Below are 15,009 nucleotides of genomic sequence, written 5' to 3'. Positions count from 1 at the left end.
CGGCGCGCCGTCATGACGGACCGGTGGTTCGACGACGCGGCCGGCCCGGTGGTGCGGCCGTACGCCATGACGCGCGGCCGCACCCACAGCGCCGGCGGGGACCGCATCGACCCGGTCGCCCTGGTGGTCGTCGATCCGGGTGCCGGGGCGGACCCGTCCGGCCTGCCCGTCCCCGCCGTCGACGTCCGCGGCGGCCACGTACCCGCCGGCCGGGCCCCGGGCGTACTGGAACCGGAGCACCTCGCCATCCTCGCCCGGTGTCTGCGGTCCCCCCAGCCGGTCGCCTCCCTGGCGGACGGGCTGGATCTGCCGGTGGGCGTCGTCCGGGTGCTCGTCGGTGACCTCGTCGAGGCCCGGCTGGCCCGGGTCACCCGCCCCGTGCCGCGGGCCGAGCCGCCGGACGAGCGTGTCCTGCGCGATGTGATCGCCGGTCTGCGAGCGCTGTGAGCGGTTCCCCGCACCGGGACCGGCGCCGGCCGTCCCGCCGCCGGTCCCGCCTCACGCCGACGCGGCCGCGCGGTGCGCCGCGTGCGGCCCGGTGACCAGGCGCGCCTCCACCCGGCCGTCGACCACCCGGGTCTCGAACACCGGCTGGGGAGCCGTCGCGGGACCGCGCACGTTCCAGCCGTCCGACAGCCGGAAGACACTGCCGTGCCACGGGCACCGCACACAGCCGTCGGCCACCTCGCCCCCGGACAGCGGCCCGGCCATGTGGCTGCACCGGTCGGCCAGCGCGCGCACCGCGCCCCCGGCCTCCCGGACGACGACCAGCGGGGTCTCGCCCACCTGGCGCCGTACCGGCTCGCCCACCGGCAGGTCCGCGACATCGCCGATCGGGTGCCAGCCGGGTTCCACCACGGCCGGGACGTGCTCGGCGTGGTTGACGGCGGCGGCCTGACGGTAGGCCAGATGGCCGCCCAGCGCGCCGCCCGCGCTCACCGCGGTCAGCCCCGCGAACGCCAGCGCGCGCCCCCGGCCGCGCCTGCCGCGCAGCCGGGCGCTCAGCGACGCCGCGTACAGACCGACCGCCGTGACGTTCGCCGCCGCGTGCACCAGCCCCACCCGCATCTGGGGCTTGCGCAGCTCGGCCCAGTCCACCCAGCCCGACAGGGCGGCCGGGGCGGCGGCCGCCAGGCCGATTCCCACCAGGGTGTCGGCGCCGCGGCGCTGGCCGGGCATCAGGTCCAGCACGGCGGCGGACAGCCAGGTGCCGATGGGCACCTGCACCAGCAGCGGATGCACCGCGTGCCCCAGCCAGCGGCCGTGCAGGGCGTCCCGGGCGCCGCCCAGCGGCAGCGCGCGCACGGCGCGCCGCAGTGGGCCGAGCGCGCCGTCCAGACGTGTGGAGCTCTCCAGCCGTTCGACCGCGGTCAGCACCCGTCCGGGGCGTTCGGGATCGGGGAGCGCGGAGCGGGCGGCCGAGAGGGTGTCACGGATGTTCTGGTAAACAGGCATACCGCCCGGTTCCCGGCGGGCGAGGGCGGTAAACGGCCCACCGAGGTGGCAGGGCCGGGCCCTCGCCCGCGCCGGCACCCGGGGATCAGTCGCCGTCCTCCTCCCAGCCGAAGCTGCGCTCGACGGCCTTGCGCCAGTTGCGGTGCTCCCGCTCCCGGACCTCCTCGTCCATCCGCGGGGTCCACTCGGCGTCCTGCCTCCAGTGCGCCCGCAGCTCGTCCAGGTCCGACCAGACCCCGGTGGCCAGCCCGGCCGCGTAGGCCGCGCCCAGACAGGTGGTCTCGGAGACCACCGGCCGGATCACCGGCACCCCGAGCACGTCCGACTGGTGCTGCATCAGGAGTCCGTTCGCGGTCATGCCGCCGTCCACCTTGAGGCTGGTGATCTCCACGCCGGAGTCCTGCCGCATCGCGTCCACGACCTCGCGCGTCTGCCAGCTGGTGGCCTCCAGCACGGCCCGGGCCAGATGGGCCTTGGTGACGTAGCGGGTCAGGCCGGTGATGACGCCACGCGCGTCCGAGCGCCAGTACGGGGCGTACAGACCGGAGAAGGCCGGGACGACGTACGCGCCGCCGTTGTCCTCCACACTCGCCGCCAGGGGCTCGATGTCGGCGGCCTCCTTGATGATCCCGAGCTGGTCCCGGAACCACTGCACCAGTGCGCCGGTGATGGCGATCGAGCCCTCCAGGCAGTAGACGGGCCGCTCGCCGCCGAGCTGGTAGCCCATCGTGGTCAGCAGCCCGCTCCTGGACGGCACCGGGCGCCGGCCGGTGTTCAGCAGCAGGAACGAGCCGGTGCCGTAGGTGTTCTTGGCGTCACCGACGTCGTAACAGGTCTGTCCGAAGACGGCCGCCTGCTGGTCGCCGAGCGCCGAGGCCACCGGGACCCCGGTGGACGTCCCGACCGCGGTGGTGCCGTACACCTCGGCGGAGGAGCGGATCTCGGGCAGCATCGCCTCGGGGATGCCCATGGCGCCCAGCACCGAGGAGTCCCACTGCAGGGTCTCCAGGTTCATCAGCATGGTCCGCCCGGCGTTGGTGACGTCCGTGACGTGGACCCCGCCCTCGGTGCCGCCGGTGAGGTTCCAGATCAGCCAGGAGTCCATGGTGCCGAAGGCGATCTCGCCCGCCTCGGCGCGCTCGCGCAGCCCGGGCACGTTCTCCAGCAGCCACACGGCCTTCGGCCCGGAGAAGTAGCTGGCCAGCGGCAGCCCGGTACGGTCCCGGAAGCGGTCTGGCCCCTCGTCGCCGCCCAGTTTCCGGCAGAGCGCGGAGGTGCGGGTGTCCTGCCAGACGATGGCGTTGTGGACGGGCCGCCCGGTGGTCCGGTCCCACAGCACGGTCGTCTCGCGCTGGTTGGTGATGCCCAGCGCGGCCAGGTCGCGGGCGCGCAGCCCCGCCCTGGCGAGCGCACCCGCGACCACCGCCTGGACCTTGGACCAGATCTCGGTCGCGTCGTGTTCCACCCAGCCGGGCCGGGGGAAGATCTGCCGGTGCTCCCGCTGGTCGACGGCGACGACCGTGCCGTCGCGGTCGAAGATGATGCAGCGGCTCGACGTGGTGCCCTGGTCGATCGCGGCGACGTGGGTGGCTGAGTTGTCCGCCATGTCGGTGTCCTCCGGCCCCTTCTTCTGGTTCTCGCGGTTCTCGCGGTTCCTGCTGTTCCTGCCGTTCCCGGTCCCGTGGTCCTTCCCGGCCTCTCGTCCCGCGCCGCTCCCGCGGCCCGGTGCGTCTCCCGGCGGGTTCCCCGCCGTCCGCCGTTTCCCCACTCAGAAGGCGAGGTTGTAGATCCCCGCCCCCAGCACACCGCCGATGACCGGTCCGACCACCGGGACCCAGGAGTACCCCCAGTCGGAGGTGCCCTTGTTGGGAATGGGCAGCAGGGCGTGGACGACACGCGGGCCCAGGTCGCGGGCGGGATTGATGGCGTAGCCGGTCGGGCCGCCCAGCGACAGGCCGATACCGACCACCAGCAGCGCCACGACCAGCACCTGGGTGCCGGACTCGCCCAGCCCCCTGGTGAGCCCGAAGGCCAGGATCGGCAGCACCAGGGCGATGGTCGCGATGATTTCGGTGAGGAGGTTGAGCGCCGGGGCGCGGACCTCGGGGATGGTCGAGAAGATCCCCAGCGTCGGCATCGCGCCGTCCCGGTCGGCGTTCGCCGCGAACTGCGAGTAGTAGGCCAGCCAGGCCAGTGTGCTGCCGAGCATCGCGCCGATCAGCTGCCCCGCGACGTAGGTGGGCACCTTGTCCCAGCCCTGGCCGCCCTCCACGGCGATGCCGAGGGTCACCGCCGGGTTGATGTGCCCGCCGGACAGCGGTGCCGCGGTGTACGCGCCCGCCATCACACCGAAGCCCCAGCCGAAGGCGATGACGATCCACCCCGAGGCCCTCGCCTTGGAGTGGTTGAGCGTGACGGCGGCGCAGACGCCCGTGCCGAACAGGAGCAGGATCGCCGTTCCGATGATCTCGCCGATGAGGATGTCGCCGTGGGAGAAGTTCATGCCGCTCCTCTTGCCCTCGCCCGGGGCGGTGACCCCGGGTGTTTCCGCAGGGGGTGTTCCGCGGTGCCGGCGACGGGCACGGACCCGCACCCCGCGCTCCGCCCGGCAGCCGTGACGAGCGTGCGTATCCGGCGGAACCACCCGGCGGGGCAACCGGCTGCGGGACCGGTGTGCGGCGATACCGTCCGATGATCGGAAGTGTTCACCCGGGTAACGGAGGCGTCAAGGTCACCGGCGCGGAGGAGTGGTCCGGCCGGCGGCACATCCCGCGACCGGACCGCGGGATGTGCGGGGAGGTGCCGAAGCCGTACGGGCCGGACGGACTGACGGCCCGCCGGACGGCTCGGCCCGTCCCCCGGGGCGGCGTCCGGGTGACCGGGTATCAGCCCCGCGGCGTCCTCGACCCGGAGCACCGGCACGCCCGGAACCCGCTCCGCCCCGGCGAACGTCGGGAAACCGTCCGGTAAGTGTCGCGAACGGGTGACAGCGCACGGACCGCTGAACCATTTCCGGCCAGGAGGACGTCCACGTCCGCGAAGACGGCGGTACGGGACCGACGGGGGTGGTCCCGTACCGCCGTCGGCCCCGTGCCCGTACCCGTACCGGGCGGGACAGCCGCTTCCGCCGGGGCGCCCCCGGGCCGTCTCACCCGGCCGTTCCGCGGACCCGCACCGGATAGCCGGTCTCCGACCCGCCCTCCCGCGCCACCACCGCCTCCCGGCCCAGCAGCCGCACGGAGAATCGCTCGGGCTCCGCACGGCCCCAGCCGTCCCCCGGATCCGCGATCACCACCCCGCCGCCGGTCCGCCCGCGCGGCGGGGCCCACACCTCCAGCTCGATCCCGCCGCCCGGCCCGGTCACCGGCAGCACCGCGCCCGCCCGCGCCAGCACCGGGATCCGCGCCGGCGGAGCCTCGACGACCACCTGCCCCGGCCCCTCGTACACCTCCTCCGTGGCCGTGTCGTACCACCGGCCGCGCGGCAGCCGCACGGTGCGGCGCGTCACCCCCGCCGCCAGCACCGGCGCCACCAGCAGCGCGTCCCCCAGCAGGAAGGCGTCCTCGCACTCCCGCAGCATCCGGTCCTTCGGCGCGCCCCACCACAGCGGCCGCACGTACGGGGCGCCGGAGCGGTGCGCCAGCCGGGCCAGCGTCACGAAGTACGGCAGCAGCCGCTCCCGCTCCCGCAGCGCCGCCCGGGCGTGCTCCAGTACCTCGGGCCCGAACTCCCACGGCTCGCGCCGCCCGCCGCCCGGCGTGCTGTGCGTACGGAACAGCGGCAGGTAGGCGGCCAGCTGGAACCAGCGCAGGTACAGCTCCGGCGACGGCGGCGGCGAACCCGCCGGGCCCCCGACGTCCGTGCCGCAGTACGGCACCCCGCACAGCCCCAGGCCGACCACCTGGGCGAGCGCGGCCCGCAACCCCGCCCAGCCGGCCGCGCCCTGGTCCGTGAAGGTGCCGCCGTAGCGCTGCAGCCCCGCCCAGCCCGAGCCCGCCAGCAGGAACGGCCGCTCATGGGGCCGCAGTCCGCGCAGCCCCTCGAAGGCCGCCCGGGCCATCTGGAGCGCGTAGACGTTGTGCGCCTCCCGGTGGTCGCCGCCGCGGCCCTCCAGCTCGTGCCGGGCGGACCGGGGCAGCGTCGGGTCGCCGAAGGCGGCCGGCGAGACCGGCACGTCCATCTCGTGGCAGAACCCGGCGAAGCCCCGCTCCAGCCGCTCGGCGTACAGCCCGCCCCACCACGTGCGCGTCCGCGGGGCGGTGAAGTCCGGGAAGACCACCCCGCCCGCCCGGCCCGCCCCGCGCACCGGGACGCCCCGGGCGTCCCGCACGAAGACGTCCTCGGCCCGGCCGGCGTCGTACACCGGCTCCCCGGTCCGGGCCCGTACCGCCGGCTCGACCACCGACACCAGCCGCACCCCGTCCTCCCGCAGGGCGGACGCCAGGGCGGGCAGGTCCGGGAACCGCCGGTCCACCGTGAAACCCCGGCAGCGCCGCTGGTGCCCGGCGCCCAGCTGGACGGCGCGCAGCGGCAGCCCGCGTCCGGTGTACCCCGCCACCACCCGCCGGACCCCGGGCTCGCCCTCCGCGCCCCACAGGACGTGCTGGTGGCCCAGTGCCCACCGCGGCGGCACCACCGGCGAACCCGTCAGCGTCCGCCAGCCCTGCATCACCCGAGACGGCGCGCCGGTCAGCACCCAGTAGCGCAGCGGACCGCCCGACATCCGTATCTCGCACCGGCCCGGCCGGTCATGGCCCGAGCCCGCCCCCTCCAGACCCTCGCGCAGTGTCACCAGGCCGTCCCAGGAGTTGTCGTGGAAGACCAGATGGCTGCCCGCGTCCGCCACCGCCCACAGCACGGGCGCCGTCAACGACCGCGCGTCGTGCCCGGGGCCGGAGGAGCCGGGCAGCGCGCCGGGGGAGGCGTTCCACAGGCGGTACGCGCCGTCGCGCAGCCGGGGCCCCGGCGCCCGCCCGCCCAGGCCGAAGAAACGCGCGTCCGCCGGTACCTCCGAGCGCTGCGTCCAGCGGCCCCGCGCACCGCCGGGCCCGCCGTCCGTGCCGCTGCCGCCGTCCGTGCCACCGTCCACCGGCTCCCACCAGCGCGGGGGCAGGTCCCGCCGCAGCACCACACCACCCGGGGTGCGCACCTCCACCGCGCCCAACCGCGTCACGGTCACCAGCACCCGCTCGGAGACCACCCGCCAGCCGCCGTCCTTGTCCGGTTCCAGCACCGCCCGCGCGTCCGCCTGCGGATACGAGCCCACCAGCGCGTACGACGGCTCCGGCGCGGCACCGTCCCAGCCGCAGAAGACCACCCCGCCGGCCGTCACCCGCACCCGCAGCGACGACCTCTCGAAACGCACCACCCCGCCGCCCGGCCGCGGCTCGGCACCCACCACCTCACCCGGCATCCGCGCCCGCTCCCGGACCCCGCGCGGCAGCTCCCGGGCGTCCGTACGCCACCCCCGCCAGGCCGACCGCACCGTCCGCAGCCCCCGCACCGCACCGACCACCCTCACCGACCGCACCAGGCCACGTGCATCCATGCTGCCGCAGCCTGCCATCACCGGTCCGCGGCCGGTGCCGCGTTCAACCACCGTTCACCCGGTGTCCCCCCGTGGTTGGATCACCTCCCCCGGGGGCCGGTGCGGACCGCCCGCCCTGGTGCGGAACCCGATCACATGGCATCGTCCTGAACAGCCGACGCGCACCCGCACCCCCCGGCCACCACCCCGGGGACCGGACGGTGCGCGGAGGCGACGCACACGACGCGTGGAGAGAAGCCCGGGAGCCAGCCATGACCGACGAGCACAGCGCCGTACCGACCGCCTTGGAACCCCCGGACCGCCCGGAACCCCTCTGGCGGCCCGCCCCCGACCGGATCGACGCCGCCCGGCTCACCCGCTTCCAGGCCTGGGCCGCCGGACGCTTCGGAGCCCCGGCGGCCGTGCCCGGCGATCCGGCGGCGGGCTACGCGGCGCTGCACCGCTGGTCCGTGACGGAACTGCCCGTCTTCTGGCAGGCGGTCGCCGAGTGGTTCGACGTGGACTTCGCCACCCCGTACGAAACCGTCCTCGCCGACCGCGCCATGCCCGGCGCCCGCTGGTTCCCCGGCGCCACCCTCAACTACGCCGAACACGCGCTGCGTGCCGGGAAGGACCCGGCCCGCGCCGGCGACACCGCCCTGCTGTACGTCGACGAGACACAGGAACCCGTTCCCGTCACCTGGACGGAGCTGCGCCGCCAGGTCGGCTCCCTCGCGGCCGGACTGCGCCGCCTCGGGGTACGCCCCGGCGACCGCGTCAGCGGCTACCTGCCCAACATCCCCGAAGCCGTCGTCGCCCTCCTGGCCACCGCCGCCGTCGGCGGGGTGTGGACCTCCTGCGCCCCCGACTTCGGTGCCCGCGGCGTCCTGGACCGCTTCCGGCAGGTCGAGCCCGTCGTGCTGTTCACCGTCGACGGCTACCGCTACGGCGGAAAGGAACACGACCGCACGGAGACCGTCGCCGAACTGCGCCGAGAGCTGCCCTCCCTGCGCGCCGTCGTCCACATCCCGCTGCTCGGCGGCCCCGCCCCCGACGGCGCCCTGGAGTGGGAGGGCCTCACCGCCGCCGACGGCCCGTCGGCCGAACCGGTCTTCGAGCACGTTCCCTTCGACCACCCGCTGTGGGTGCTGTACTCCTCGGGCACCACCGGGCTGCCCAAGGCCATCGTCCAGTCCCAGGGCGGCATCCTGCTCGAACACCTCAAGCAGCTCGGCCTGCACTGCGACCTGGGCCCCGGCGACCGCTTCTTCTGGTACACCTCCACCGGCTGGATGATGTGGAACTTCCTGGTCTCCGGCCTGCTGACCGGCGCCACCGTCGTCCTGTACGACGGCAGCCCCGGCCATCCCGGCACCGACGCCCAGTGGCGGGTGGCCGAACGCACCGGCACCACCCTGTACGGCACCTCCGCCGCGTACGTCATGGCCTGCCGCAAGGCCGGCGTCCACCCGGGGCGCGACCTCGACCTCTCCCGCGTCAGGTGCGTGGCCACCACCGGCTCACCGCTTCCTCCCGACGGGTTCCGCTGGATCCACGACGAGATCGCCGAGGACATGTGGATCGCCTCCGTCAGCGGCGGCACCGACGTGTGCAGCTGCTTCGCGGGCGCCGTGCCCACCCTCCCGGTGTACACCGGCGAGCTCCAGGCCCCCTGCCTGGGCACCGATCTGCAGTCCTGGGACCCGCACGGCAGGCCCCTGGTCGACGAGGTCGGCGAACTGGTCGTCACCAACCCCATGCCGTCCATGCCGGTGGGCTTCTGGAACGACCCCGACGGCTCCCGCTACCACGACAGCTACTTCGACACCTACCCCGGCGTGTGGCGGCACGGCGACTGGACCACCCTCACCTCGCACGGCACCGTCGTCATCCACGGCCGCTCCGACTCCACCCTCAACCGGCAGGGCGTCCGCATGGGTTCCGCCGACATCTACGAGGTCGTCGAACGCCTCCCGGAGATCCGCGAGTCCCTCGTCATCGGAGTCGAACAGGCCGGCGGCGGCTACTGGATGCCGCTGTTCGTCCAGCTCGCCGGGGGAGCCGTCCTCGACGACGGGCTGCGCGACCGCGTCAGGCGGACCATCCGCGAGCACCTCTCCCCGCGGCACGTGCCCGACGAGATCATCGAGGTGCGGGGCATTCCCCACACCCTTACCGGCAAGCGGCTCGAGGTCCCGGTCAAGCGGCTGCTGCAGGGCACCGAGCTGGACAGGGCGGTCAACCCGGGCTCGGTCGACGACGTGGAGCTCCTCCGCTTCTACGAACGCCTCGCCCGCGAACGCCGCACCGTCTGATCCGGCCGCCTGCCCGTACCGCCCGCCCGACCGTCTTCCGGCCCGCTGTCAGACCCTCCCGTTACGTTGAGTGACAACATGGACACATTGCCCAGGGGGAGACATGGCACACACCGATGACCGGGACCGCCGCGACCGGACGGGCAGGAGGGGGAGCGGGCGCCGTCCCGCCGGACCGGGCGGGCACGGCCCGGCGGCCACCCGCCGGGCCCTGCGCAGGGAGGCACCCAGCACGGTCGCCGTCGTGGCCGACGCGACCGGCTTCGCCGCCATGCGGCGGTACCGCACGTTCGCCTTCGCCGACCACCACACCTACCTGCGGCAGACGGAGGGACTGCTGCGCTCGCTCACGGCCCAGGGCATCCACACCCGTGTCGGCCTCTTCGACCCGGCGGACTACGAGCACTTCTGCGCCCAGGAGCACATCGACCCCGACACCCCGGACAGCCGTGCCCGCTACGTCGCGGAGCTCGCCGCGACCGGCTCCACCGTGCGATACCGCGGCCAGTCCATCGGCCGGCTGCTGCCCCTGCTGCTCGACGGCTGGGAACGGCAGGACACCTGGGAACGCGCCACAGAGCTGCTCGCCGGTCTCGGTCCCTGCGCCGACTGCGGGGAGGACATCGGCGCCGCGGCGCTCGACGAGGCCGCCCGGCTCCTGGCGGGGATCACCGCTTCCGCCGGACCGGGCGCCCACCATCTGGTGTGCAGCGTCACCGGGAACACCGGCCCCCTGGTCGCGGTGCTCCACACCGGAAGCGCACCGCGGGGCGCGCCCGCCGGCCCGGCACCGGCCGCCGCCGGGAACGCGGCCGAGGAGCTCGTCTTCCGCGCGGTGCTCGCCGCGGGCATCGCCACCGAGCGCCCCGGCGGGGTGGTGATGCGCACCGTACGAGGAGGGGAGGAGGAGGTCCGCGGCTGGAGTCTGACCGGCGGCCGGCTCCGTCCGCTCTCCGAGGCGGAGGTCTTCTCGGCCTACTGCACCGACGCCCGCACGGGGGAGCCGGTCCCGCCCGAACCGGGCCTCGTGTACCGCGCGGGTTTCCCGCTCTCCCGCCCCGGAACGGCGGACGGACCGGAGACGGACGGATCTGACGGTGACGGGCCTGACGGGCCGGGAGAGGAGAAGAACCGAGAAGGGTGAGGGCGCGGGGGAGCCCCGGCCCGCCAGGCGGGGCGAGCGGCTTCCCGCCCGGCCGGTCACGGTCACTCCCCGGACAGTACCGACCGCGCGGCCGCCCGCGCCTCCGCACCGCTCTCCGAGGCGCGGGCGGCGGCCGCCGCCCGCTCGCACTGCGCCAGGGTGTGCCTGGCCAGCACTGCCCGCACATAGGGGATGGCCGAGGCCCCCATGGACAGGCTCGTGACCCCCAGCCCGGTCAGCACACAGGCGAGCAGCGGCTCGGAGGCCGCCTCACCGCAGACACCGCAGCTCTTGCCCTCGGTGCGGGCCGCCTCCGCCGCCATGGCGACCAGGTCCAGCAGCGCGGGCTGCCAGGGATCCTGGTAGCGCGAAAGGGCGCCGACCTGCCGGTCGGCGGCGAAGGCGTACTGCGCCAGATCGTTGGTGCCCAGCGACAGGAACTCCACCTCCCGCAGCACCGACCGGGCCCGCAGCGCCGCCGAGGGCACCTCCACCATGGCCCCCACGTCGGCACGCAGCCCCGCCTCCCGGCAGGCGTCGGCGAACGCCCCGGCGTCGGCCCGGTCGGCCACCATCGGCGCCATGACCCCCAGATGCACCGGCAGTCCCGCGGCGGCCCGGGCGAGTGCGCGCAACTGGGTCCGCAGCACCTCGGGGTGATCGAGCAGCGTCCGCAGTCCGCGTACCCCCAGCGCCGGATTGGGCTCGTCGGCCGGGGTGAGGAACGCCAGCGGCTTGTCCGCGCCGGCGTCCAGCACCCGCACCACCACGCGTCCCTCCGGGAAGGCCTCCAGCACCTGCCGGTACGCCGCCGCCTGCCGTTCCTCCGACGGCGCGGCCGTACCGCCGCCCCGGCCGTCGTCGAGGAACAGGAACTCCGTGCGGAACAGGCCGACCCCCTCAGCACCGGCCCGGACCGCCGCCGCCACGTCGGCCGGCCCGCCCACGTTCGCCAGCAACGGCACCCGGTGGCCGTCGGACGTCACGCCGGGCCCGGTCGCCGCCGCCAACGACGCCTTCCGCTCCTCGGCGGCCCGGCTCAGCTCCGCCCGGCGCTCCGGGCCCGGCTCCACCACGACCTCGCCCGTACTGCCGTCCACCGCGACGACCGTGCCCTCGGCCAGCTCCACGGCACCCGTCAGCGCCACCACCGCGGGCACTCCCAGCGACCGGGCCAGGATGGCGGTGTGACTGGTGGGGCCACCCTCCTCGGTGACGAAGCCGAGGACGAGCGCGGGATCGAGCAGCGCGGTGTCGGCGGGCGCCAGATCGCGTGCGGCGAGGACATACGGCTCGGCGCTGTCCGGCACCCCCGGCATCGGCACCCCCAGCAGCCGGGCGACGACGCGGTTCCGCACGTCGTCCAGATCGGCGACCCGCCCGGCGAGGTACTCGCCCGCCCCGGCGAGCAGCGCCCGGTAGGCGGCGAAGGCGTCGTGCACCGCACGCTCGGCGGTGCCGCCCACGGCGATGCGCCGCTCCACGTCGGCCATCAGCTCGGGGTCCCGGGCCATCATGGCCTGGGCCTCCAGCACGGCCTGGGCCTCTCCGCCCGCGAGGTGTCCCCTCGCCACCAGATCGGCGGCCACGGCCTCCACTGCCTGGCGTACCCGGCCCTGCTCGTGCGGCACCTGTTCCGGGGAGGTCTGCCCGGGAGGCGGCTCCAGCACCGCCGTGCCCATGTGCCGTACCTCACCGATCGCCACCCCGTGGCTCACGCCGACACCTCGAAGCGTCGTCTCCATCAGTCTCCTAGCGAGGGGACCACCGGCTTCAGCCGGTGGTGGGGTTGCCCCTGGCGTAGCCAAGGGGAGAATCGCTTCCGTGGCTTGTGGTGTTTTCCGCTCGTCCCGAAAAGGATCGGTTCGGGCTGGATCGCAACCTTCGGGTTGGAAGCCCCTCCTTCAGGTGAGGAGTGGAGTCACATCACCGTCCCCGGTCGGTCTCGTCTCGGCGGATGCGTGAGCGGGTGTCTCGCTCTCGGCCCTCCCGGCACTCGCGGCGGTCGGGCGAGCCGGGGTCACCGCCAGGTGAACAGAGTGCCCCCGGCCGGCACATCGGCTTCCTCGGCCACGTCGGCCAGCGCGTCGGGAGTGGCCTCGAGCGCCACGACCGGGCACACCGGCGACTTTCCCGAGGCCTCCACCTCGGACGGATCCCACCGGACGACCGGATCACCGCGGCGCACGGTGTCGCCCTTGGCGGCCAGCAGCTCGAAGCCCTGACCGTTCAGCTGCACCGTGTCGATGCCCAGGTGTGTCAGTACGCCGTGGCCCTCGTCGTCCACGACGACGAAGGCGTGCGGATGCAGCGAGACGATGATGCCGTCCACGGGAGCCACGACGACGGACGGTTCGCGGACCGGGTCCACAGCGGTTCCCGGGCCCACCATCACGTCGGAGAACACCGGATCGGGTACGGCCGCGAGGCCGATGGCGCGTCCGGCCAGTGGGGACGTCACGGTGGTCATGGGTGCCTCCCGGAGAGCGGGGATCGTGCGGTCGCCGTCACTGTGTGTCCGTGACCGGCACACTGATCAGAAGCGTAGGACACCGGGACGTCCGGTTCCGTGAGCGCGCGTACGACGGCCTGTCCGGCGCCCGCCGAATCGATTTGCTTCCGTTCCTGCCCCCATGTACCCTCGTACTTCCGTCCGACGCCGACAGCGTCAGAGGCGTGTCCAACCAAACCTCCTCCCGTATCCGGTTCGGTTCCGCTTGCCCGTGCTTCTGCGGGCGGTGGGGAGCGAATTTCGGACTTCGCGGGAAGGCTGGTAAAGTCGGAAACACCGAAGGGAAGCGCCCGGAGGGGCCTCGGGAGAGGTTCCGAAGGAAGCGTCCGTTCCTTGAGAACTCAACAGCGTGCCAAAAGTCAACGCCAGATATGTTGATACCCCGTCTGCCGGGCCGGTTTGTCGGCCGGGTGGATGTGGTTCCTTTGATACACACAGCGAGGACGCTGTGCACCCTTGGGATTATTCCTTCCGGGGGTGCCGCTCTCGTGCGTGTCACCGGGATGACCCGGGAAGCATTCACGGAGAGTTTGATCCTGGCTCAGGACGAACGCTGGCGGCGTGCTTAACACATGCAAGTCGAACGATGAACCTCCTTCGGGAGGGGATTAGTGGCGAACGGGTGAGTAACACGTGGGCAATCTGCCCTGCACTCTGGGATAACTCCGGGAAACCGGAGCTAATACCGGATACGACCATCGCGGGCATCCGTGGTGGTGGAAAGCTCCGGCGGTGCAGGATGAGCCCGCGGCCTATCAGCTTGTTGGTGGGGTAGTGGCCCACCAAGGCGACGACGGGTAGCCGGCCTGAGAGGGCGACCGGCCACACTGGGACTGAGACACGGCCCAGACTCCTACGGGAGGCAGCAGTGGGGAATATTGCACAATGGGCGCAAGCCTGATGCAGCGACGCCGCGTGAGGGATGACGGCCTTCGGGTTGTAAACCTCTTTCAGCAGGGAAGAAGCGCAAGTGACGGTACCTGCAGAAGAAGCACCGGCTAACTACGTGCCAGCAGCCGCGGTAATACGTAGGGTGCGAGCGTTGTCCGGAATTATTGGGCGTAAAGAGCTCGTAGGCGGCTTGTCGCGTCGGATGTGAAAGCCCGGGGCTTAACCCCGGGTCTGCATTCGATACGGGCAGGCTAGAGTTCGGTAGGGGAGATCGGAATTCCTGGTGTAGCGGTGAAATGCGCAGATATCAGGAGGAACACCGGTGGCGAAGGCGGATCTCTGGGCCGATACTGACGCTGAGGAGCGAAAGCGTGGGGAGCGAACAGGATTAGATACCCTGGTAGTCCACGCCGTAAACGTTGGGCACTAGGTGTGGGCGACATTCCACGTCGTCCGTGCCGCAGCTAACGCATTAAGTGCCCCGCCTGGGGAGTACGGCCGCAAGGCTAAAACTCAAAGGAATTGACGGGGGCCCGCACAAGCGGCGGAGCATGTGGCTTAATTCGACGCAACGCGAAGAACCTTACCAAGGCTTGACATACACCGGAAACACGTGGAGACACGTGCCCCCTTGTGGTCGGTGTACAGGTGGTGCATGGCTGTCGTCAGCTCGTGTCGTGAGATGTTGGGTTAAGTCCCGCAACGAGCGCAACCCTTGTCCTGTGTTGCCAGCAACGTCTTCGGGCGGTTGGGGACTCACGGGAAACTGCCGGGGTCAACTCGGAGGAAGGTGGGGACGACGTCAAGTCATCATGCCCCTTATGTCTTGGGCTGCACACGTGCTACAATGGCCGGTACAATGAGCTGCGATGCCGTGAGGTGGAGCGAATCTCAAAAAGCCGGTCTCAGTTCGGATTGGGGTCTGCAACTCGACCCCATGAAGTCGGAGTCGCTAGTAATCGCAGATCAGCACTGCTGCGGTGAATACGTTCCCGGGCCTTGTACACACCGCCCGTCACGTCACGAAAGTCGGTAACACCCGAAGCCGGTGGCCCAACCCCTTGTGGGAGGGAATCGTCGAAGGTGGGACTGGCGATTGGGACGAAGTCGTAACAAGGTAGCCGTACCGGAAGGTGCGGCTGGATCACCTCCTTTCTAAGGAGCA

The 15,009-nt window shown here is 72.9% G+C and carries 9 protein-coding genes and 1 rRNA gene; 4 read left to right on the top strand and 6 right to left on the bottom strand.

The window, feature by feature from the left end; all coding sequences use genetic code 11:
* The first annotated feature begins 12 nt into the window (after positions 1–12).
* Positions 13–447 carry a DUF742 domain-containing protein gene (locus CUT44_RS05140; protein ID WP_100200953.1) on the top strand — a complete coding sequence of 145 codons (435 nt, stop codon included), beginning with the start codon at positions 13–15 and terminating at the stop codon, positions 445–447.
* 51 nt (positions 448–498) lie between these two features.
* Here the strand turns inward: CUT44_RS05140 and CUT44_RS05135 are convergent, their stop codons facing one another.
* From CUT44_RS05135 to CUT44_RS05115, 4 genes are all read right to left on the bottom strand, one after another.
* Entirely contained in the window at positions 499–1,455 is a 957-nt protein-coding gene (locus CUT44_RS05135) for a Rieske 2Fe-2S domain-containing protein (RefSeq protein WP_100200952.1), read from the bottom strand.
* Between the two features lie 85 nt (positions 1,456–1,540).
* Entirely contained in the window at positions 1,541–3,061 is a 1,521-nt protein-coding gene (glpK, locus tag CUT44_RS05130; protein WP_100200991.1) for a glycerol kinase GlpK, read from the bottom strand.
* Positions 3,062–3,223: 162 nt separating this feature from the next.
* Positions 3,224–3,958, bottom strand: coding sequence for an MIP/aquaporin family protein (locus tag CUT44_RS05125; protein WP_100200951.1), 735 nt, complete (start codon positions 3,956–3,958; stop codon positions 3,224–3,226).
* A gap of 645 nt (positions 3,959–4,603) precedes the next feature.
* Entirely contained in the window at positions 4,604–7,003 is a 2,400-nt protein-coding gene (locus CUT44_RS05115; RefSeq protein ID WP_100200990.1) for a glycoside hydrolase family 31 protein, read from the bottom strand.
* Positions 7,004–7,254: 251 nt separating this feature from the next.
* Between CUT44_RS05115 and CUT44_RS05110 the strand changes: the two genes are divergently transcribed.
* Both CUT44_RS05110 and CUT44_RS05105 read left to right on the top strand, forming a co-directional pair.
* Positions 7,255–9,297 (top strand): acetoacetate--CoA ligase, encoded by a 2,043-nt coding sequence (locus CUT44_RS05110; protein ID WP_100200949.1) that lies wholly within the window; start codon positions 7,255–7,257, stop codon positions 9,295–9,297.
* Positions 9,298–9,400: 103 nt separating this feature from the next.
* On the top strand, positions 9,401–10,441 hold the full coding sequence (locus tag CUT44_RS05105; protein WP_233221241.1) for a hypothetical protein: 1,041 nt from the start codon (positions 9,401–9,403) through the stop codon (positions 10,439–10,441).
* A 62-nt stretch (positions 10,442–10,503) separates the two neighbouring features.
* Here the strand turns inward: CUT44_RS05105 and ptsP are convergent, their stop codons facing one another.
* Complete coding sequence (gene ptsP / locus CUT44_RS05100) at positions 10,504–12,186, bottom strand: phosphoenolpyruvate--protein phosphotransferase (RefSeq protein WP_100200948.1); 1,683 nt, start codon at positions 12,184–12,186, stop codon at positions 10,504–10,506.
* Positions 12,187–12,461: 275 nt separating this feature from the next.
* A complete protein-coding gene (locus CUT44_RS05095) occupies positions 12,462–12,911 on the bottom strand; it encodes a PTS sugar transporter subunit IIA (protein ID WP_100200947.1) in 450 nt (149 codons plus the stop codon).
* 560 nt (positions 12,912–13,471) lie between these two features.
* On the opposite strand from CUT44_RS05095, the gene CUT44_RS05085 reads away from it, so the two are divergent.
* A 16S ribosomal RNA gene (locus CUT44_RS05085) occupies positions 13,472–14,999 on the top strand.
* Positions 15,000–15,009: the final 10 nt, after the last annotated feature.

Origin of the sequence: Streptomyces carminius (assembly GCF_002794255.1) — a bacterium.
GTDB classification, from domain to species: domain Bacteria; phylum Actinomycetota; class Actinomycetes; order Streptomycetales; family Streptomycetaceae; genus Streptomyces; species Streptomyces carminius.
Note: the sequence above shows the minus strand (reverse complement) of the source record. Positions and strands in the feature narration are given on the sequence as shown.